Source organism: Streptomyces sp. LaBMicrA B280 (assembly GCF_049222185.1).
Lineage (GTDB): Bacteria > Actinomycetota > Actinomycetes > Streptomycetales > Streptomycetaceae > Streptomyces > Streptomyces murinus.
This window is the reverse complement of the sequence record NZ_JBMJCT010000020.1, coordinates 64,354-84,519: the sequence shown is the minus strand read 5'-3', so window position 1 is coordinate 84,519 and position 20,166 is coordinate 64,354. Positions and strand designations below refer to the sequence as shown.

The 20,166-nt window shown below is 73.2% G+C and carries 15 protein-coding genes; 7 read left to right on the top strand and 8 right to left on the bottom strand.

The features are described 5' to 3' along the window. Positions 1-123: 123 nt before the first annotated feature. From ACLF5H_RS18830 to ACLF5H_RS18820, 3 genes are all read right to left on the bottom strand, one after another. A complete protein-coding gene (locus tag ACLF5H_RS18830; protein ID WP_421677167.1) occupies positions 124-1,587 on the bottom strand; it encodes a glutamate synthase subunit beta in 1,464 nt (487 codons plus the stop codon). After that, positions 1,580-6,091, bottom strand: a complete 4,512-nt coding sequence (gene gltB, locus ACLF5H_RS18825) for a glutamate synthase large subunit (RefSeq protein WP_421677189.1) — start codon at positions 6,089-6,091, stop codon at positions 1,580-1,582. Before gltB ends, ACLF5H_RS18830 begins: the two co-directional genes overlap by 8 nt. Before the next feature lie 561 nt (positions 6,092-6,652). Further along, positions 6,653-7,384 (bottom strand): VIT1/CCC1 transporter family protein, encoded by a 732-nt coding sequence (locus ACLF5H_RS18820; RefSeq protein ID WP_421677166.1) that lies wholly within the window; start codon positions 7,382-7,384, stop codon positions 6,653-6,655. Positions 7,385-7,659: 275 nt separating this feature from the next. Here ACLF5H_RS18820 and ACLF5H_RS18815 point away from each other — a divergent pair, with 275 nt between their 5' ends. From ACLF5H_RS18815 to ACLF5H_RS18785, 7 genes are read left to right on the top strand one after another with little or no spacing between them, the layout of a single operon-like run. Continuing rightward, positions 7,660-8,883 (top strand): ADP-ribosylglycohydrolase family protein, encoded by a 1,224-nt coding sequence (locus ACLF5H_RS18815; protein WP_421677165.1) that lies wholly within the window; start codon positions 7,660-7,662, stop codon positions 8,881-8,883. Further along, on the top strand, positions 8,883-9,998 hold the full coding sequence (locus ACLF5H_RS18810) for an ADP-ribosylglycohydrolase family protein (RefSeq protein ID WP_421677164.1): 1,116 nt from the start codon (positions 8,883-8,885) through the stop codon (positions 9,996-9,998). Before ACLF5H_RS18815 ends, ACLF5H_RS18810 begins: the two co-directional genes overlap by 1 nt. 7 nt (positions 9,999-10,005) lie before the next feature. Continuing rightward, entirely contained in the window at positions 10,006-11,226 is a 1,221-nt protein-coding gene (locus tag ACLF5H_RS18805) for an ADP-ribosylglycohydrolase family protein (protein ID WP_421677163.1), read from the top strand. After that, complete coding sequence (locus tag ACLF5H_RS18800; protein WP_421677162.1) at positions 11,214-12,575, top strand: ADP-ribosylglycohydrolase family protein; 1,362 nt, start codon at positions 11,214-11,216, stop codon at positions 12,573-12,575. The genes ACLF5H_RS18805 and ACLF5H_RS18800 overlap by 13 nt, the downstream gene beginning before the upstream one ends. Next, positions 12,572-13,465, top strand: a complete 894-nt coding sequence (gene rbsK, locus ACLF5H_RS18795) for a ribokinase (RefSeq protein ID WP_421677161.1) — start codon at positions 12,572-12,574, stop codon at positions 13,463-13,465. Before ACLF5H_RS18800 ends, rbsK begins: the two co-directional genes overlap by 4 nt. Then, positions 13,462-14,694, top strand: coding sequence for a CaiB/BaiF CoA transferase family protein (locus ACLF5H_RS18790; RefSeq protein ID WP_421677160.1), 1,233 nt, complete (start codon positions 13,462-13,464; stop codon positions 14,692-14,694). The genes rbsK and ACLF5H_RS18790 overlap by 4 nt, the downstream gene beginning before the upstream one ends. Further along, on the top strand, positions 14,691-15,497 hold the full coding sequence (locus ACLF5H_RS18785) for an HpcH/HpaI aldolase/citrate lyase family protein (protein WP_421677159.1): 807 nt from the start codon (positions 14,691-14,693) through the stop codon (positions 15,495-15,497). Before ACLF5H_RS18790 ends, ACLF5H_RS18785 begins: the two co-directional genes overlap by 4 nt. Before the next feature lie 225 nt (positions 15,498-15,722). On the opposite strand, the gene lgt is transcribed toward ACLF5H_RS18785, so the two are convergent. The 5 genes from lgt to trpM all read right to left on the bottom strand — a co-directional run bounded on the left by lgt (position 15,723) and on the right by trpM (position 20,113). Continuing rightward, a complete protein-coding gene (gene lgt / locus ACLF5H_RS18780; RefSeq protein ID WP_421677158.1) occupies positions 15,723-16,709 on the bottom strand; it encodes a prolipoprotein diacylglyceryl transferase in 987 nt (328 codons plus the stop codon). A gap of 96 nt (positions 16,710-16,805) precedes the next feature. Continuing rightward, positions 16,806-17,582 (bottom strand): DsbA family protein, encoded by a 777-nt coding sequence (locus tag ACLF5H_RS18775; RefSeq protein WP_421677157.1) that lies wholly within the window; start codon positions 17,580-17,582, stop codon positions 16,806-16,808. Positions 17,583-17,738: 156 nt separating this feature from the next. Then, a complete protein-coding gene (gene trpA / locus ACLF5H_RS18770) occupies positions 17,739-18,557 on the bottom strand; it encodes a tryptophan synthase subunit alpha (RefSeq protein ID WP_421677156.1) in 819 nt (272 codons plus the stop codon). Next, on the bottom strand, positions 18,554-19,837 hold the full coding sequence (gene trpB / locus ACLF5H_RS18765) for a tryptophan synthase subunit beta (protein WP_086809739.1): 1,284 nt from the start codon (positions 19,835-19,837) through the stop codon (positions 18,554-18,556). Before trpB ends, trpA begins: the two co-directional genes overlap by 4 nt. Positions 19,838-19,954: 117 nt before the next feature. Then, on the bottom strand, positions 19,955-20,113 hold the full coding sequence (gene trpM / locus ACLF5H_RS18760) for a tryptophan biosynthesis modulator TrpM (RefSeq protein WP_421677188.1): 159 nt from the start codon (positions 20,111-20,113) through the stop codon (positions 19,955-19,957). Positions 20,114-20,166 lie beyond the last annotated feature (53 nt).

Sequence of the window (20,166 nt, the reverse complement as noted above, 5' to 3'; positions counted from 1 at the left end):
CCGGGGCACCGCGCGGGGCGGCGGAAAAGTCAACGGCGTCTGCCCGGTCGTCCGGTCGGGGACAGGTGGGCAGACGCCATTGGTGTTCCGCACGCCTTTGTGCGGGACGTTCCAGGGGTGCCGTCAGACCGCGAGCGCGCGGTCGGTCGGGCGGATCGGGGCCGGCAGGTCGCTGGCCCCGGTCAGGTAGCTGTCGACGCCCCGGGCGGCCGAGCGGCCCTCCGCGATCGCCCAGACGATGAGGGACTGCCCGCGGCCGGCGTCACCGGCGACGAACACTCCCGGCACGTTCGTCTGGAAATCGGCGTCGCGGGCGATGTTACCGCGCTCGTCGAGGTCCAGGCCGAACTGCTCCACCAGACCGTTCTCCCGGTCGGTGCCGGTGAAGCCCATCGCCAGGGTGACCAGCTGGGCCGGGATGCGGCGCTCGGTGCCCGGCTTCTGGGTCAGCTTCCCGTCGACGAACTCGACCTCGGCGATGTGCAGCCACTGCACATTGCCGTCCTCGTCGCCCTCGAAGTGGGTGGTGGAGGCGGAGTAGATCCGCTCGCCGCCCTCCTCGTGGGCCGAGGTGACCTTGTAGAGGATCGGGAAGGTGGGCCAGGGCTGCCCGGTCGGGTGCCGCTCGTCGTTCGGGCGGGGCATGATCTCCAGCTGGGTGACCGAGGCCGCGCCCTGGCGGTGGGCGGTGCCCACGCAGTCCGCGCCGGTGTCACCGCCGCCGATCACGACGACGTGCTTGCCCTCGGCCGTCACGGGCGCGGCCACGTAGTCGCCCTCCTGGACCTTGTTGGCCAGCGGCAGGTACTCCATCGCCTGGTAGACGCCCTTCAGCTCCCGTCCGGGGACGGGCAGATCACGGGCGGTGGTGGAGCCGGCGGCGATCACGATCGCGTCGTAGCGCTTCTTCAGATCGCGGGCGTTGAGGTCGCGGCCGACCTCCACGCCGGTACGGAAGCGGGTGCCCTCCGCGCGCATCTGCTCGATACGGCGGTTGATGTGCCGCTTCTCCATCTTGAACTCGGGGATGCCGTAGCGCAGCAGGCCCCCGATGCGGTCCGCGCGCTCGTAGACGGCGACCGTGTGACCGGCCCGGGTCAGCTGCTGGGCGGCGGCGAGCCCGGAGGGGCCCGAGCCGATGACCGCGACCGTCTTGCCGGACAGGCGCTCGGGGATGCGCGGGGCGACATGCCCGCCCTCCCACGCCTTGTCGATGATGGAGACCTCGACGTTCTTGATGGTGACCGGCTGCTGGTTGATGCCGAGCACACACGCCGACTCGCACGGCGCGGGGCACAGCCGCCCGGTGAACTCCGGGAAGTTGTTGGTGGCGTGCAGCCGCTCGTAGGCGGCGGCCCAGTCCTCGCGGTAGGCGTAGTCGTTCCACTCGGGGATCAGGTTCCCGAGCGGACAGCCGTTGTGGCAGAACGGGATGCCGCAGTCCATGCACCGGCTGGCCTGCTTGCCGATGATCGGCAGCAGGGAGCCGGGGACGTAGACCTCGTTCCAGTCCTGGACACGCTCACCGACGGGACGGGTCCTGGCGACCTCGCGGCCGTGGTTGAGGAAGCCCTTCGGATCAGCCATTGGTCGCCGCCTCCATCATCTTCTCGGTGATCTCGGTCTCGGAGAGACCGGCTCGCTCGGCGGCGTCCTTGGCGGCGAGCACTGCCTGGTACGTGCTGGGGATGATCTTGCTGAACCGGGCCGCGGCCGCGTCCCAGTCGGCGAGCAGCTTCGCGGCGACGGTCGAACCGGTCTCCTCGGCGTGCCGGCGCACCACGTCGTGCAGCCACGCCTTGTCCGGCTCGGCGAGCTCCTGGACCGCGTCCGCGTTGCCCGCGTTGACGTTGGCGGGGTCGAGGTCGATGACGTAGGCGATGCCACCGGACATGCCCGCCGCGAAGTTGCGGCCGGTCGGGCCGAGGACGACCGCGTGGCCACCGGTCATGTACTCGCAGCCGTGGTCGCCCACGCCCTCGGAGACGACCAGCGCGCCGGAGTTGCGCACACAGAACCGCTCACCGGTACGACCGCGCAGGAACAGCTCGCCGCCGGTGGCGCCGTAGCCGATGGTGTTGCCCGCGATCGTCGAGTACTCGGCGAGGTGGTCGGCGGCGCGGTCCGGGCGGACGACGATCCGGCCGCCCGAGAGGCCCTTGCCGACGTAGTCATTGGCGTCGCCCTCCAGGCGCAGCGTGATGCCGCGCGGCAGGAAGGCGCCGAAGGACTGGCCCGCGGAACCGGTGAAGGTGATGTCGATGGTGTCCTCGGGCAGGCCCGCGCCGCCGAACTTCCGGGTCACCTCGTGGCCGAGCATGGTGCCGACCGTGCGGTTGATGTTGCGGATGGCGACCTGGGCGCGCACCGGCTGGGCCTCGGTCGCGTCGTTCGCGGCCAGGGCGTCGCCGGCGAGCTTGATCAGCTCGTTGTCCAGGGCCTTCTCCAGGCCGTGGTCCTGGGTGATCCCCTGGTGGCGTACGGCGCCCTCGGGCAGGTCCGGCACATGGAACAGCGGCGCCAGCTCCAGGCCCTGTGCCTTCCAGTGGTCGACGGCGCGCCGCACGTCCAGCGCCTCGGCGTGGCCGACGGCCTCCTCGATGGAGCGGAAGCCCAGCTCAGCCAGCAGCTCGCGGACCTCCTCGGCGATGAACCGGAAGAAGTTCACGATGTGCTCGGCCTTGCCGGCGAAGCGCTCGCGCAGCACCGGGTTCTGGGTGGCGATGCCGACCGGACAGGTGTCCAGGTGGCAGACGCGCATCATGACGCAGCCGGAGACGACGAGCGGCGCGGTCGCGAAACCGAACTCCTCGGCGCCGAGCAGCGCGGCGATGACCACGTCGCGGCCGGTCTTGAGCTGACCATCGGTCTGTACGACGATCCGGTCGCGCAGTCCGTTGAGCAGCAGCGTCTGCTGGGTCTCGGCCAGGCCCAGCTCCCAGGGGCCGCCCGCGTGCTTGAGGGAGGTCAGCGGGGAGGCGCCGGTGCCGCCGTCGTGACCGGAGATCAGCACGACGTCCGCGTGCGCCTTGGACACACCGGCCGCGACCGTGCCGACGCCGACCTCGGAGACCAGCTTGACGTGGATCCGCGCCCGGGGGTTGGCGTTCTTGAGGTCGTGGATCAGCTGGGCGAGATCCTCGATGGAGTAGATGTCGTGGTGCGGCGGCGGGGAGATCAGGCCCACGCCGGGCGTCGAGTGACGCGTCTTGGCGACCCACGGGTAGACCTTGTGGCCGGGCAGCTGGCCGCCCTCGCCGGGCTTGGCGCCCTGGGCCATCTTGATCTGGATGTCGTCCGCGTTGACCAGGTACTCGGAGGTGACGCCGAAGCGGCCGGAGGCGACCTGCTTGATCGCCGAGCGGCGCGCGGGGTCGTACAGGCGCTCCGGGTCCTCGCCACCCTCACCGGTGTTGGACTTGCCGCCCAGCTGGTTCATGGCGATGGCGAGGGTCTCGTGCGCCTCCTTGGAGATGGAGCCGTACGACATCGCGCCGGTCGAGAACCGCTTGACGATCTCGCTGACCGGCTCGACCTCCTCGACCGGGATCGGCGCCCGGCCCGAGGCGAAGCCGAACAGCCCGCGCAGCGTCATCAGGCGCTCGGACTGCTCGTTCACCCGCGAGGTGTACTTCTTGAAGATGTCGTAGCTCGCGGTGCGCGTGGAGTGCTGGAGGCGGAAGACCGTCTCCGGGTCGAACAGGTGCGGTTCGCCCTCGCGGCGCCACTGGTACTCGCCGCCGATGTCCAGGGCGCGGTGCGCCGGGGCGATGCCGGAGGCAGGGTACGCCTTGGCGTGGCGGGCGGCGACCTCGCCGGCGATGACGTCGATGCCGACGCCGCCGATCTTGGTCGCGGTGCCGTTGAAGTACTTCTCCACGAAGGTCTCGTCCAGGCCGACGGCCTCGAAGACCTGGGCGCCGCGGTAGGAGGCGACGGTGGAGATGCCCATCTTGGACATGACCTTCAGGACGCCCTTGCCGAGGGCGTAGATCAGGTTCTTGATGGCCTTCTCGGGGTCGGCGCCGTCGAGGAAGGTGCCCGCGCGCACCAGGTCCTCCACCGACTCCATCGCCAGGTACGGGTTGACGGCGGCGGCGCCGAAGCCGATCAGCAGGGCGACATGGTGGACCTCGCGGACGTCACCGGCCTCGACCAGCAGGCCCACGTGGGTGCGCTGCTTGGTGCGGATGAGGTGGTGGTGGACGGCCGCGGTGAGCAGCAGCGAGGGGATCGGGGCGTGCTCGGCGTCGGAGTGCCGGTCGGAGAGGACGATCAGCCGGGCGCCGTTCTCGATGGCCGCGTCGGCCTCGGCGCAGATCTCCTCGATGCGGGCGGCCAGTGACTCGCCGCCGCCGCTCACCCGGAACAGACCGGAGAGGGTCGCGGCCTTGAAGCCGGGCATGTCGCCGTCGGCGTTGATGTGGATGAGCTTGGCCAGCTCGTCGTTGTCGATCACCGGGAAGGGCAGCAGGACGGACCGGCAGGAGGCGGCGGTCGGGTCGAGCAGATTGCCCTGCGGGCCGAGCGCGCTGCGCAGGGAGGTGACCAGCTCCTCGCGGATGGCGTCCAGCGGCGGGTTGGTGACCTGGGCGAACAGCTGGGTGAAGTAGTCGAAGAGCAGCCGGGGGCGCTCGGACAGGGCCGCGATCGGGGAGTCGGTGCCCATGGAGCCGATCGGTTCGGCGCCGGTGCGGGCCATCGGGGCGAGGATGACGCGCAGCTCCTCCTCGGTGTAGCCGAAGGTCTGCTGGCGGCGGGTGACCGAGGCGTGGGTATGCACGATGTGCTCGCGCTCGGGCAGGTCGCCCAGCTCGATCTCGCCGGCCTCCAGCCACTCGGCGTACGGCTGTGCGCCGGTGAGCGAGGCCTTGATCTCGTCGTCCTCGATGATGCGGTGCTCGGCGGTGTCCACGAGGAACATCCGGCCGGGCTGGAGGCGGCCCTTGCGCACGACCCGGGCGGGGTCGATGTCGAGGACGCCGACCTCGGAGCCGAGGACGACCAGGCCCTCGTCGGTGACCCAGTAGCGGCCGGGGCGCAGACCGTTGCGGTCGAGCACGGCGCCGACCTGGGTGCCGTCGGTGAAGGTGACGCAGGCGGGGCCGTCCCACGGTTCCATCATCGTGGCGTGGAAGCCGTAGAAGGCGCGCCGGGCCGCGTCCATGGAGGCGTGGTTCTCCCAGGCCTCCGGGATCATCATCAGCACGGAGTGCGGCAGCGAGCGGCCGCCGAGGTGCAGCAGCTCCAGGACCTCGTCGAAGGAGGCGGAGTCGGAGGCGTCCGGGGTGCAGACCGGGAAGATCCGGTCCAGCTTCTCCGCGGGGCCGAACAGGTCGGAGGCCAGCCGGGACTCGCGGGCGCGCATCCAGTTGCGGTTGCCCTTGACCGTGTTGATCTCGCCGTTGTGGGCGATGAAGCGGTACGGGTGCGCGAGCGGCCACGACGGGAAGGTGTTCGTGGAGAACCGGGAGTGCACCAGCGCGATCGCGGAGGCGAAGCGGCGGTCGGAGAGGTCCGGGAAGAAGGGCTCCAGCTGGCCGGTGGTCAGCATGCCCTTGTAGACGATGGTGCGCGCGGACAGCGAGGGGAAGTAGACGCCCGCCTCGCGCTCGGCGCGCTTGCGCAGCACGAACGCCTTGCGGTCCAGGGCGATGCCCTCGCTCGAACCGTCGGCCACGAAGATCTGCCGGAAGACCGGCATGGTGGCGCGGGCGGTGGCGCCCAGCAGCTCGGGGGCGACCGGCACCTCGCGCCAGCCGAGGACGGTCAGGTCCTCCTCGGCGGCGATCGTCTCGATCGCCGAGACGGCGTCCTCGGTGCCCTCGCCGGGCAGGAAGGCGATGCCGACGGCGTACGAACCGGCGGCGGGCAGTTCACATCCGGCCACCTCGCGGAAGAAGGCGTCCGGCACCTGCGAGAGCAGGCCCGCGCCGTCGCCCGAGTCCGGCTCGGAGCCGGTGGCGCCGCGGTGCTCCAGATTGCGCAGCACGGTGAGCGCCTGCTCGACCAGGGTGTGGGAGGGCTCGCCGGTGAGAGTGGCGACGAAACCGACGCCGCAGGCGTCGTGTTCGTTGCGGGGGTCGTACATACCCTGCGCAGCAGGGCGAGCATCCATGAACGACCAGTTCTGGCCGTTCTCGGAATGCTGGGACGGCTGGCGCGGCGTACGCATCGGCTCTCCCGTCGTCGTCATATGGCATGTGGCGTGTGCCGAGGGACGACGTTGGCCCTCTGCGGAGATGGCGAAATTTCGTGCAGGTTACATGATGACCCGGTTCTCGGGAAGCGGATACTCCGTTTCATCATGCGGACACCGCAGGGGTTCTCGGCGGGTGCCTGGGGCCGCGCGAAGCGGCCTGTCACCGCACGAATCGGCCGGTGCCGCATGGCGCGACGGCCGGGTGCCGCACGGAGCGACCGGCCGCCGCGGTGGCGGCGAACGCGTGGGGGGTGGACCGCTGGGACACCATCGGTCGGATCGGTGACCATCGGCCCGGAGGGAGCGGGGAGGGTCTTCGTCGGCCCACCCCACAGGGGTGCGGCAGGCGTCATTGCCCACAGCGCTTACGGCTCATGCCCCGTGGTCATGCATCCGAAACCAACGGGTAACGGCTACTTATTCGTCACCACGTATAAGTACCGGCCCGCGTCATCCTACGGCCGTTCCGAACAGCGCGCCGAGGGCGTACGTCACACCGGCGGCCGCGCCGCCCAGCGCGAGCTGCCGCAGACCGCTGAACCACCAGCTGCGCGCGGTCACCTTGGCCACGACGGCGCCACAGCCGAAGAGCCCGATCAGCGCCAGCAGCAGGGCGGGCCACAGGACGGTCGCGCCGAGCAGGTACGGCAGCAGGGGCAGCAGCGCGCCGAGGGCGAAGGAGCCGAACGAGGAGACGGCCGCGACCAGCGGGGAGGGCAGGTCGCCCGGGTCGATGCCCAGTTCCTCGCGGGCGTGTATCTCCAGGGCCTGCTCGGGGTCCTTGGACAGCTGCCGGGCGACCTCGCGGGCCAGTTCGGGGGCCACGCCCCGGGCCACGTAGAGTGCCGCGAGCTCGTCCTCCTCGTCCTGGGGGTGGCGGCGCAGTTCGCGGCGCTCGACGTCCAGCTCGGCCTCGACCAGCTCGCGCTGGGAGGCGACGGAGGTGTACTCGCCCGCGGCCATGGAGAAGGCACCGGCGGCGAGGCCCGCGAGTCCGGTGATGACGATGGTCTGGTGGCCGACGGCGCCACCGGCCACGCCGGTCATCAGGGCGAGATTGGAGACCAGGCCGTCCATCGCGCCGAACACGGCGGGGCGCAGCCAGCCGCCGTTGACATCGCGGTGCGTGTGGTTGTCGCGGTGCGCTTCGTGCAGCGCCGCCGTGGTCTCGATGATCGCCATGGTCTTCTTCCCCGGTTTAGCTTAGCCAAAGCTAACTTTGGACGAGTTCTACTTTTCGACACCACAGAATCTACGCCGTTCGTGATCGCGCCGCCAGCAAGGAAAGGCTGGGCTAACCTGCGGCTTTACGGTTTTTGCGCTCATCCGCGCCGTTTACCGCTCAGGTTGCCGAGCGGGTGACAGGACCCCTTCGGGGGCACGTACGGCGGCCCGTCGTGGGACACATCCGCAAAGGGTCCGCGGGCCCGGACGGGCCCCGCCGAAGGAGGCCGCCCATGGCATCGACCGCCTGCACTCCCCCGCTCCCGGCGTCCGGCGAGCTCACCGGCCCCCGCTCCCGGGCCCGGGGCGCGCTGCTCGGCCTGGCCGTCGGGGACGCGCTCGGCGCCCCCGCGGAGAATCTGAAGCCCTCCGAGATCCGGGCCCGCTGGGGCCGTATCACCGGGTTCGTCGCGGACCGGCCGCAGGGTACGGACGACACCGAGTACGCCCTCTTCTCCGGACTGCTGCTCGCCCGGCACGGCTCCGCGCTCACCCCGGCGCACGCGGAGGCGGCCTGGCACGAGTGGATCACCGGGCGGGCCGCGTTCCGCGGCGCGGGCTTCAGCGAGCGGGGCACGCTGGAGAATCTGCGCCGGGGCCTCGCGGCGCCGATCTCCGCGCAACACCGGCACGCCTGGAGCGACGGGCTCGCGATGCGCGCGGCCCCCTTCGGGGTGTTCGCGGCGGGCCGCCCCGGGGAGGCGGCCCGGCTGGTCGCGATCGACGGCTCCGTCAGCCACGAGGGCGAGGGGATCTACGGCGGCCAGGCCGTCGCGGCGGGGGTGGCCGCGGCGATGGCGGGCGCCCCGGTCCCGGTGGTGATCGCCGCGGCCCTCGCGGTGATCCCGGACGACTCCTGGACCGCGCGTTCGCTGCGCCGCGCGGTGGCCGTCGCCCACCGCGGCGAACGCGCGGTCCGCTCCGCGGTCGTCATCGGCGGCTATCCCTGGACCGACCTCGCCCCGGAGGCCGTCGCCCTGGCCTTCGGCGCCTACGCCACGGCCGACGGCGACTTCCGCGAGGCCGTCCTGACCGCCGTCAACATGGGCCGCGACGCGGACACGACGGCGGCGGTGGCGGGCGCGCTGTCGGGCGCGACACAGGGCCTGTCCGCGATCCCGGCGGCCTGGGCGGACGCGATCGGCCCGGCGCGGGGCAGGTGCCTGCCGTCGATGGGCGGGCGGCATGTGCTGGAGGTGGCGGACCTCCTCCTCCCGCCCACGGAGCCACCCCGGCCCGGACCGGCCGCCCTCGATACGACGGCCCCGCCTCAGCCGACATCAGCCGCACTCCAACCGACGGCCCCGCCCCTGCCCGCCCTGGCGACCCATCGGCCGACCGCCGTCCCCGTTCCCGTTCTCGCCCCCGTCCTCACCGCCGAGGCGGGCATCGCGGTGGACGGCGTCATGGGCGCGGTCGGATGCGCCACCAGGGCCGGCACCGAAGGGACCGTGTGATGGCCGGACGCGTCGAGGGGATGCTGCTGGGGCTGGCGGCCGGGGACGCCGCCGGCTGGCCCGCCGCCCGGCACCGCGCCGCTCGGCTGCCCGAGTGGACCCGTCGGCTCACCCGCGAGCTGGACACCTTCGCGGAGCAGAACGCGACCACCACCCTCCCGGTGCCGATCGCCCTCAACCAACCCCCCGAACCGCTCCGCCTCGGCCCCTCCGACGACGCCGAATGGGCGGCCTTCGCCGCGGAGGCGGTGCTGCGGGCCGGCGCCGACGACGCCCTCGGCGACCTCAGCCGTGACCGCCGTGTGCGGGCCGCCATCGACCTCACCTGGTCCGCCGTCGCCTGCGAGGTCGCCGCCGCCGCGGACCGCGCGCCGGAGATCGAGTCCGCCGTACTGCCGCTGCGCGCCCGCATCTCGGTCCGGGCCGGCCTCGGCAACCTCGCCACCGGTCTGCGTCCGCCCGCCAGCGGCCACGACAACCCGCACTACTTCGACGACGCCGCCTGCGTGCGCGCCTGCGCCCTCGCCGTGGCCCACCCCGGGGACCCCGAACGCGCCGCCGCCCTCGCCGAGTTCGACGCCCGCTACACCCAGGACGGCGACGGCGTGCACGGCGCCCGCGCCATGGCGGCGGCCGTCTCGCTCGCCCTCACCGGCGCGGACACCGCCGCCTGCGTCACCGCCGCCCTCGCCGAACTCCCGTCCGGCACCGAGATCGGCCGCAACGCCCGGCACGCGCTCACCCTCGCCGCGGACGGCGCGTCCGCCTTCGCGCTCGTACCGCTCCTCGAACACCAGATCGTGGATCACGTCTACAGCTACGGTGTCGCCGCCGCCGAGACCGTCCCCGTCGCGCTCGCGCTGACCACCGCCACCGGCGGCCGGATCGCCGAGGCCGTGCCCGCCGCCGCCTGCCTGTCCCGGGTCGCCGACTCCGCCCCCGCCCTCGCGGGCGCCCTCACCGGCGCGCTCGGCGGCGCCGCCGCGATCCCGGAGACCTGGCGGGACGCCTGCCGGGTGCTGCCCGGCTGCGCCCTGCCCCGCCTCACCGGCACCGACCTGGTGGAACTCGCCGGACTCCTGGAAGCCGCGCAACCGGCCCGCCCAGGAGGATGATTCGGGCATGACGCCCAAGCAACCCAAAGGCACCGGACAGCCCGATCTGGACGAACGGATCACCGGTGCCCTCGTCGGCGCCGCCGTCGGTGACGCCCTCGGCGGACCGGTCGAGGGCTACTCCCCCGACCAGATCACCGAGCGCCACGGCGGCCTGGTGCACGGCATCGTCGGCCCCTGGCACGGCGACGACTGGCGCACCGCCCGCCCGCTCGCGCCGTACCACAAGGGCGACGGACACGTCACCGACGACACCTTGATGACGCACGCCCTGGTCCGGGTCTACGACCGCGTCCGCGACCACCTCGACGCCTACGCGCTCGCCGAGCACCTGGTGCCGGACCTGATGACCAACCCCCGCTGGATCCCCGAACTGGAGGCGGAGGCGCTGCCGCTGCACCGCCTCTTCCTCGCCGAGAAGTGGCTGGTGGCCCGGCTCGCCTACGGCCACGCGGATCCCCGGGAGGCGGGCACCGGCAACATCGTCAACTGCGGTGCGGCGATGTACATGGCGCCCGTCGGCCTGGTCAACGCGGCCGATCCGCGCGCCGCGTACGCGGAGGCGCTGGACATCGCCGGTGCGCACCAGTCGTCGTACGGCCGGGAGGCGGCCGGGGTCTTCGCCGCGGCCGTCGCCGCCGCCACCGCGCCGGACGCGACGGCGGACTCGGTGGTGACCGCCTGTCTGGCGCTGGCCAAGGACGGCACCCGGGAGGCGATCGAGAAGGTCTGCGAAGTGGCGTACCGGCACAGCGACTTCGCCTCGGCACTCGGTCCGCTGCGCGCGGCGGTCGAGCCGTACGACACCGTCGGCCCGGACTACCGCGCCCCCTCGCTCGGCGCCCGCCGCCCCTCGCGGCTGCACTCCATCGAGGAACTCCCCGTGGCCCTCGGCATGTTGGTGATCTCCGGCGGCGACTACCGACACGCGGTGCTCGGTTCGGTCAACTACGGGCGCGACTGCGACTCGATCGCCACCATGGCCGGTGCCCTCGCGGGCGCGCTCGGCTCGCCGGTGCCCGAGGAGTGGGCGAAGCCGGTCGCGGAGGCCAGCCGACTGGACCTGTGGCAGCCGGCCCGGACGCTCGCCCAGGTCACGCGCGAGGTGTTCGCCCTCGACCGCGGCCGGCGCCGCGCCCATGAACTGGCCTTCGCGGCCCTGGGCGGCACGCCGGACCCCGGCGAGGCGTCCCGCTCCGGCCGGGGAGGCGCGCCGTGCTCCGGTTGACCTGGGTCCAGCCCGAGGACCTGCTCGGGCACGAACTGCGCCAGGCCCGTCTCGACGGCCGCGAGCCGTCCCGGATCGAGGAGCGCTGGCGCGCGGCGGGCGGCCCGGACGCCCCGGACCGCGCGGGCGCCTCCCCGCACCGCGTCTCCCGCTATCTGCGGCTGCTCGCCGAGGACCTACTGGACGAACTGGCCGATCTGCCCAGCCGGTTGGCCGACGACGAGCCGACCGAGCTGGCCGCGATCCGGGCCGCCTGCCCCGACTGGCCCACCGCGCGGCTCGCCGGGACGCCGGGACCGCTCGCGTTCGAGGCGTCCTGGCTGGGCCGGGCCGTCGGCTGCCTGCTGGGCAAGCCGGTCGAGAAGCTGCCCCTGGACGCCGTGCGCGCCCTCGCCCGGGCGAGCGGCAACTGGCCGCTGACGGGCTACTTCACCGCCCGGGGGGTGCCCGCCGAACTGCTCGACGCCCACCCGTGGAACCGCCGCTCGGCCGCCACCTCGCTCGCCGAGAACATCGACGGCATGCCCGAGGACGACGACCTCAACTACCCGCTGCTCAACCTGCTGTTGCTCCAGCGGCACGGCAAGGGCTTCAGCACCGCGGACGTCGCCCGGCTGTGGCTCGAAGAACTGCCGCCCGGGCGCACGTTCACCGCCGAGCGCCTCGCCTACCGCAACCTCCTCAGCGGCGTGGAGCCCCCGCACACCGCCCGCCACCGCAACCCCTTCCGGGAGTGGATCGGCGCCCTGATCCGCGCCGACGTCCACGGCTGGACCAACCCGGGCGACCCGGGCGCGGCGGCCGAACAGGCTTACCGGGACGCCGTGTTGACCCATACGGCCAACGGCGTCTACGCGGCCATGTTCACCGCCGCCACCCTCGCCGCGGCCGCCACCGGAGACCACGACGTGCACACCTGTCTGCGGGTGGGCCGTTCGGTCGTCCCGCACCGCTCCCGGCTGGCCGGTGCCGTCGACCACGCCGTCCGACTGGCCGCAGGACACGAGGACTTCGACACCGTGGTGGACGAACTCCACGCCCGCTACTCCCCCACCCACCACTGGGTGCACGCCCTGCCCAACACCGCCCTGCTGGCCGCCGCGCTCACCCACGCGGACGGCGACTTCACCGGCTCGATCCGGCGGGCGGTGGCGGGCGGCCTGGACACCGACTCGGTCGGCGCGAGCGCGGGCAGCGTCGCCGGGCTGCTCGCGGGCTCCCCCGCCGCGCTCCCCGAGCACTGGCGGGCCCCGCTGAAGAACCGGCTCGCCACCACCGTCGCCGACTTCGACGGCACCGGCTTCGACACCCTCGCCCACCTCACCCACCTGGAGGCGAACCGCCCATGACCCATATCGCCGTCCTCGGCAGCACGAACATGGACCTCGTCGCCTTCGTCGCCAAGGCCCCGCAGCGCGGCGAGACGGTGACCGGCCGGGAGTTCCGTACGATCCCCGGCGGCAAGGGCGCCAACCAGGCGATCGCCGCCGCGCGGGCCGGCGCCACCGTCTCGATGATCGGCGCGGTGGGCAACGACACGGCCGGGACCCGGCTGCGCGAGACCCTCGAACACTCCGGTGTGGACACCGACTTCCTGCGCACGGTCGAGGGCCCCTCCGGCACCGCGCACATCGTGGTGGACGACGAGGGCGGCAACTCCATCGTCGTCGTCCCGGGCGCCAACGGCACCGTCGACCATCTCTCGCCCGGCGACGAGGGCCTGATCGCCTCCGCCGACACCCTGCTCCTCCAGCTGGAGATCCCGCTGGCCGCGGTGGTCGCGGGCGCCGCCGCCGCGCACCGGCACGGGGTCCGGACGATCCTCACCCCCTCCCCCGTCCAACCGCTGCCGCCCGAACTCCTCGCCGCCACCGACCTGTTGGTGCCCAACCAGTACGAGGCGATCACCCTCACCGGCCGCACCGACCCGCGCGAGGCCGCCACCGCGCTGCTCGAACTGGTGCCGCGCGCGGTGGTCACCCTGGGCGCCACCGGCTGTCTGTACGTCTCCCGGGACGCCGAGCCACTGGTGGTGCCCGCGCCCCGGGTCGAGGCCGTGGACAGCACGGGCGCGGGCGACACCTTCACCGGGGCGCTCGCGGTGGCCCTCGCCGAGGAGAAACCCGTACGGGAGGCCCTGTCCTGGGCCGCCGCCGCGGCCTCCCTCTCGGTCGAGCGGGCCGGGGCGTCGGCGTCGATGCCGTACCGCCCGGAGATCGACGCCCGGTTCACCGCATGAGCGGGGGCGCGGGAGAAGGGGCGAGCGGGGGTACGACGGCGCGCGCCGGGGCGCTGGAGGGGGTGCGGGTGCTGGATCTGGCGACGCTCTTCGCCGGACCCATGGCCGCGACGCTGCTCGGCGACTTCGGCGCCGAGGTGATCAAGGTCGAGCATCCGGGGCGCCCCGATCCGTCCCGGGGGCACGGTCCGGCGAAGGGCGGGGTCGGCCTGTGGTGGAAGGTGCTCGGCCGCAACAAGCGGGCGATCACCCTGGACCTGTCCCGGCCGGGCGGCCGCGCGACCCTGCTGCGGCTCGCCGCCACCGCCGATGTCGTGATCGAGAACTTCCGCCCCGGGACGCTGGAGAGATGGGACCTGGGCTGGGCGGAGCTGTCCGCGGCCAACCCGCGCCTGGTGCTCGCCCGGGTCACCGCGTTCGGGCAGTTCGGGCCGTATGCGCACCGGCCCGGGTTCGGCACCCTCGCGGAGGCGATGAGCGGCTTCGCCGCGCTCACCGGGGAGCCGGACGCGCCGCCGGTGCTGCCGCCCTTCGGGCTCGCCGACTCGGTCGCGGGCCTGACCACCGCGTACGCCGTGCTCACGGCGCTGGCCGCGCGGGAGCGCACCGGCACCGGGCAGGTCGTGGACATGGCGATCATCGAGCCGATCCTGTCCGTGCTCGGGCCGCACCCCACCTGGTACGACCAGCTCGGGTACGTCCAGGAACGCACCGGCAACCGGTCCGCGAACAACGCCCCGCGCAACACGTATCGCACCGCCGACGGCACCTGGGTGGCCGTCTCCACGTCCGCGCAGTCGGTGGCGGAGCGGGTGATGCGGCTGGTGGGGCGGCCGGAGCTGATCGAGGAGCCGTGGTTCGCGACGGGCGTGGAGCGGGCCGCGCACGCGGAGGTGCTGGACGCGGCGGTCGGCTCCTGGATCGCCGGCCGCACCCGTACGGAGGTCCTCGCGGCGTTCGAGAAGGCGGAGGCGGCGGTGGCACCGGTGCAGGATGTGCGGGACGTGTTCGAGGATCCCCAGTACCAGGCGCTGAACACGGTGACGACCGTGCCGGATCCGGAGCTGGGTCCGCTGCGCCTGCAGAACGTGCTGTTCCGGCTGTCCGCCACGCCCGGCGCGATCCGCTGGGCCGGGCGGCCGCACGGCGCGGACACCGACGCGGTCCTCACCGAGCTGGGCCTCGCCCCTTCCGATATCGCCGCCCTGCGCGCGGAGGGCGCCCTGTGACCCCGCTGACCTGGCTGTACGTTCCCGGGGACCGGCCCCAGGTGGTCGCCAAGGCGCTGGTGGCGGGCGCGGACGTGGTGGTGATCGACCTGGAGGACGCGGTGGCGCCGGACCGCAAGGAGTACGCGCGCGCCGCCACGGCGGACCTGCTGACGGCGGCGCATCCGGTGCCGGTGCATGTGCGGATGAACGCCCTGGACACCCCGTGGGCGAGCGCGGACCTGGCCGCGCTGCGGGGGCTGCGCGGGCTGTCGGGGCTACGGCTGCCGAAGGTGACCGGCCCCTCGGAGGTGCGCCGGGTGGCCGCCGCCGTTCCGTTCCCGCTGTACGCGCTGCTGGAGTCGGCGCTGGCCGTCGAGCACGCGTACGCCATCGCGGGCGCGCATCCTTCGCTGCGGGGCATCTCCCTCGGGGAGGCGGACCTGCGGGCGGACCTCGGGGTACGGGCCGAGTCGGGGCTTGACTGGCCGCGCTCCCGGGTGATCGTCGCCGCGCGCGCCGCGGGGCTGCCCCCACCGGCGCAGACCGTGCACCCCGACATCCGCGACCTCGACGGGCTGGCCGCCTCCTGCGCCCATGGCCGCGCCCTGGGCTTCCTCGGCCGGGCCGCGATCCACCCCCGCCAGCTCCCGGTCATCGAGCGCGCCTACCTGCCCACCCCCGCCGAACTGGACCACGCCGAGACCATCCTCAAAGCCGCCACCACCGAACCCGGCGCCCAGGCCCTCCCCGACGGCCGCTTCATCGACGCGGCCGTGGTGGCCACGGCCCACCGCACCCTGTCACTGGCCCGGCGGAGATGAGGGCTCCTGGTGGGGGCCGGGGCCGACGGGACACCGCCGATCACCACCGCCGTGGCGAGGCACCGTCGCGCCGGGGGGGGAAGGGGCGCCGCACAGAGGTGAGCGGGGATGCGAGCGGGTGCGGTGAGCGGCCACGCCCGTGGGGTGATCGGCCGCGCCCCGGTGCCGCAAACACCGAGGGCGCCCGGGGTGATCCGGGCGCCCTCGGGGTCGTACGGGCCGTCGTCAGCTCTTCTTCGTCGCCGACTCGGTCTTCTCGGCAGGCGCCTTCGGCTCCGGCTCGTCGGCCGGTTCGGCCCCCGGCTCCGACGCGGCGGGCTTCCCGGCCCCGGTGTCCGTCTCCGTGCCCTCCGCCGAACCGCCGGAGGCGACCGTACCCTCCGCCGAACCGCCGGAGGCGAGGGGTTCCACGACCTCCTCGCGGCCCGGGCGGAGGCGGGCCGAGACGATCATGTAGGTGACCGCCAGGAGGAAGACGACCAGCGCCGTCCAGTCGTTGAGGCGCAGGCCGAGGATGTGGTGGGCGTCGTCCACCCGCATGTACTCGATCCAGCCGCGGCCCACGCAGTACGCGGCGACGTAGAGGGCGAACGCCCGGCCATGGCCCAGCTTGAAGCGGCGGTCGGCCCACATCACCAGGAAGGCGACGCCGATGCACCACAGGGACTCGTAGAGGAAGGTCGGGTGGTAGTACCCCGGCACCCGGCCGCCCTCGGAGGACGTGATGTGCAGCGCCCAGGGCAGGTGGGTCTCCCTGCCGTACAGCTCCTGGTTGAACCAGTTGCCCCAGCGCCCCATGGCCTGCGCCAGGGCGATACCGGGCGCCACCGCGTCGGCGTACGCCGGCATCGGGATGCCCCGGCGCCGCGCCCCGATCCACGCGCCCAGCGCCCCGAGCGCGATCGCGCCCCAGATGCCCAGACCGCCCTGCCACACCTTGAAGGCGTCCACCCAGTCACGGCCGGGGCTGAAGTACAGCTCATAGTCCGTGATCACGTGGTAGAGCCGGCCGCCGACCAGGCCGAACGGCACGGCCCACACCGCGATGTCGGCGACCGTGCCGGACTGCCCGCCACGGGCGACCCAGCGCCGGTTGCCGAGCCAGACGGCGATGAAGACGCCGATGATGATGCAGAAGGCGTAGCCGCGCAGCGGAATGGGGCCGAGGTACAGCACCCCGCGGGACGGACTGGGAATGTAGGCAAGTTCCATGGCAAGTCCGACGCTACCGTGCCGGGCCCCGGGGACACCAAGCCGCCTGGCTACGGGTCCGTAACAGGGACATGAGATTCACCTGCCCCCGGCCCGCTACCCCCGGTCCGCCGACTCGACCATCTGCTTCAGCTTGGCCGGGGACATCGTCTGGTCCTGGTAGATGTTCTTGCCGCCGAGCAGCACCGTGGGCGTGCCGCCGAAGTTTCCGCTCTGGAACGCCTTCTGCGAGCGGTTCACCCAGCTGTCGTGCGTCCCCGCGTCGACACACTTCCGGAACGCCGGTGTGTCCAGGCCGCCGACCTTGCCCGCCAGCGTGATCAGCTTGGCGTTGCTCGCGAAGGCGTCGTCGGTCTCCTTGGGCTGGTTCGAGTACAGCGTGTCGTGGAAATCGCGGAACTTCCCGGCGTCCTGGGCGCACGCCGCCGCGTTGGCCGCGCGCAGCGAGCCGGTGCCGCCGAGATTGCCGTCGATCAGCCGGACCAGGTGGTACTCGATGCGGAGCTTGCCCGCGTCGACCAGCTCATGGAGGGTGGGCCGGTACGCCGCCTCGAAGGCCTGGCAGGCGGGGCAGCGGAAGTCCTCCCAGATGGTGAGCGTCGACTTCGCGCCGTCCTTGCCGACCGGGATCGCGAGACCGTCCTTGCCCTGCGCCCCGGAGGGCGCCACGACCGGGCCCGCGTCGCCGCTCGCCTTGTTCTTGCCCGCGTTCGCGGCGATCACGCCGATCACCGCCGCGAGGGCCAGGACACAGGCGACGCTGGCGCCCACGATCAGCGACCGCCGCCGCTTCTCCGCGGACTTCTGCTTCTCGCGTTCGGCCGCCAGCCGCTGGCGGGCGGTCCGCTTTCCGTCACGGTTGTTCTCGCTCACACCCCCAGAACGAACCGGGGAGGCGCAGCGCGCCTCCCCGACCCGAGGTCCACCCGTTCGAGTGACCAAAATGCCCGATACATGACGCGCCGCACGACGACCGGCGAGCGCCGGCCGCTCCGCGACGATCCACGGCGATCCGCGACGGTCCGCGGGTCACGCCTGGCCGCGTACGCCCTTCGCCAGGTCCCCGGCCAGTTCGCGCACCGCCGCGAGGCCGGACGCGTGGTCCGGGGCGTCCAGCATCCGCTTGACGAAGGCCGAACCGACGATCACACCGTCGGCGAAGGTGGCGACCTCGGCGGCCTGGACCGCGTTGGAGACGCCGAGGCCGACGCACACGGGCAGCTCGGCGCGGGTGACCCGGGTGCGCTGCACCAGGTCCTGGGCCTGCGCGCCGACGGACTCACGGGTGCCGGTGACGCCCATGAGCGAGGCGGCGTAGACGAAGCCGCTGCCCACCGCGGTGATCTCGGCGAGCCGCGCGTCCCTGCTGCTCGGCGCCACCACGAAGACCGTGGCGAGGCCGTGCTTGTCGGCGTGCGCCCGCCACAGCGCCGACTCCTGCACCGGCAGGTCGGGCAGGATGCAGCCCGCACCGCCCGCCTCGGCCAGTTCGGCGGTGAAGCGCTCGACGCCGTAGCGGTCGATGGGGTTCCAGTACGTCATCACGAGCACGGGCTTGCCGGTGGCCGCGTGGGCCTCGCGCACCGTGCGCATCACGTCCGCGATCTTGACGCCGCCGCGCAGGGCGATGTCGTCGGCGGTCTGGATGACCGGGCCGTCCAGGACCGGGTCGCTGTGCGGCAGGCCCACCTCGACCACGTCGGCGCCGCCGTCGAACACGGCCTTGATCGCCTCGATGCCGCCGTCCACGGTCGGGAACCCGGCCGGGAGGTAGGCGATGAGCGCGGCCCGGCTCTCGGCCTTGGCGGCGGCGAGGGTGTCCGTCAACAGCTGGATGTTCCCGCTCACTTGGCGTCCCCCTCGATCTCGGCGGTGGCGGCGGCGTCCGCGGCCACCTCGGCGTCGGTGTCGTACAGCCCGAAGTAGCGGGCCGCGGTGTCCATGTCCTTGTCGCCACGACCGGAGAGGTTGACGACGATCAGCCCGTCCGGGCCCAGTTCCCTGCCGACGTCCAGGGCGCCCGCGAGGGCGTGCGCGCTCTCGATGGCCGGGATGATGCCCTCGGTGCGCGACAGCAGGCGCAGGGCCTGCATCGCGGCGTCGTCGGTGACCGCGCGGTACTCGCCGCGGCCCGAGTCCTTGAGGTAGGCGTGCTCGGGTCCGATGCCGGGGTAGTCCAGACCGGCCGAGATCGAGTACGGCTCGGTGATCTGGCCCTCCTCGTCCTGGAGGACGTAGGAGCGGGAGCCGTGCAGGATGCCGGGCTCGCCCGCGGTCAGGGTGGCCGCGTGCTCGCCGGTGTCGAGGCCGTGGCCCGCCGGCTCGCAGCCGATGAGGCGGACGCCCTCGTCGGGCACGAAGGCGTGGAAGAGGCCGATGGCGTTGGAGCCGCCGCCGACGCAGGCGACGGCCGCGTCGGGCAGGCGTCCGGCGCGCTCCAGGATCTGGCGGCGGGCCTCGACGCCGATGACCCGGTGGAAGTCGCGGACCATGGCCGGGAAGGGGTGCGGCCCGGCGACGGTGCCGAACAGGTAGTGGGTGCGGTCGACGTTGGCGACCCAGTCCCGGAACGCCTCGTTGATGGCGTCCTTGAGGGTGCGGCTGCCGGACTTCACGGCGACCACCTCGGCGCCGAGCATCCGCATCCGGGCCACGTTCAGGGCCTGGCGCTCGGTGTCGATCTCGCCCATGTAGATGGTGCAGTCGAGGCCGAACAGGGCGCAGGCGGTGGCGGTGGCCACGCCGTGCTGGCCCGCGCCGGTCTCGGCGATGACGCGGGTCTTGCCCATGCGCTTGGTGAGCAGCGCCTGGCCGAGCACGTTGTTGATCTTGTGCGAGCCGGTGTGGTTCAGGTCCTCGCGCTTGAGGAACACCCGTGCGCCACCGGCGTGTTCGGCGAACCGGGGCACCTCGGTGAGCGCAGAGGGGCGGCCGGTGTAGTTGACCATCAGGTCGTCCAGTTCGCGGGCGAACTCGGGGTCCTGCTTGGCCTTGTCGTACTCGACGGCGACCTCGTCCACGGCGGCGACGAGGGCCTCCGGGATGAACTTGCCGCCGAACGCTCCGAAGTAGCCCTCGGAGCTGGGGACCTGACCCTCCGGGTCGGGGAAGAAGTAGTTGCTGGGCATGCCAGTACCTCACGGTGAGTGCGTGTGAAAAGACACGGTGCGCCGTGGGGGCGGGGAGTTGTCCGTCGGCTACGGGCAGTCAGTGACCGCTCGCGCCCGCGCGGCGGAGCCGCGGATTCAACTCTGCCCGCGCCCCTTCGGGGCGCGGTGCCATCGCATGCCGTTCACTTGCCCCGGTTCGTCGCCGATGACGTAGCGGACCCGGCGGCCGTGGACGCGGCGCGCGGGCGCGCGGCAGCCGCGGGGGCGGCAGCCGCGGGCGCGGGCGCGCGGCAGCCGCGGGGGCGGCAGCCGCGGGCGAGGCGCGCGTAGCGGTCCGCGGTCGTCAT

What these genes read in the sequence shown, in the direction of transcription:
- ACLF5H_RS18830 (WP_421677167.1), bottom strand. Translation starts at nt 1,587, where the DNA reads ATGGCTGATCCGAAGGGCTTCCTCAACCACGGCCGCGAGGTCGCCAGG.
- gltB (WP_421677189.1), bottom strand. Translation starts at nt 6,091, where the DNA reads ATGTACGACCCCCGCAACGAACACGACGCCTGCGGCGTCGGTTTCGTC.
- ACLF5H_RS18820 (WP_421677166.1), bottom strand. Translation starts at nt 7,384, where the DNA reads ATGGCGATCATCGAGACCACGGCGGCGCTGCACGAAGCGCACCGCGAC.
- ACLF5H_RS18815 (WP_421677165.1), top strand. Translation starts at nt 7,660, where the DNA reads ATGGCATCGACCGCCTGCACTCCCCCGCTCCCGGCGTCCGGCGAGCTC.
- ACLF5H_RS18810 (WP_421677164.1), top strand. Translation starts at nt 8,883, where the DNA reads ATGGCCGGACGCGTCGAGGGGATGCTGCTGGGGCTGGCGGCCGGGGAC.
- ACLF5H_RS18805 (WP_421677163.1), top strand. Translation starts at nt 10,006, where the DNA reads ATGACGCCCAAGCAACCCAAAGGCACCGGACAGCCCGATCTGGACGAA.
- rbsK (WP_421677161.1), top strand. Translation starts at nt 12,572, where the DNA reads ATGACCCATATCGCCGTCCTCGGCAGCACGAACATGGACCTCGTCGCC.
- ACLF5H_RS18790 (WP_421677160.1), top strand. Translation starts at nt 13,462, where the DNA reads ATGAGCGGGGGCGCGGGAGAAGGGGCGAGCGGGGGTACGACGGCGCGC.
- lgt (WP_421677158.1), bottom strand. Translation starts at nt 16,709, where the DNA reads ATGGAACTTGCCTACATTCCCAGTCCGTCCCGCGGGGTGCTGTACCTC.
- trpB (WP_086809739.1), bottom strand. Translation starts at nt 19,837, where the DNA reads ATGCCCAGCAACTACTTCTTCCCCGACCCGGAGGGTCAGGTCCCCAGC.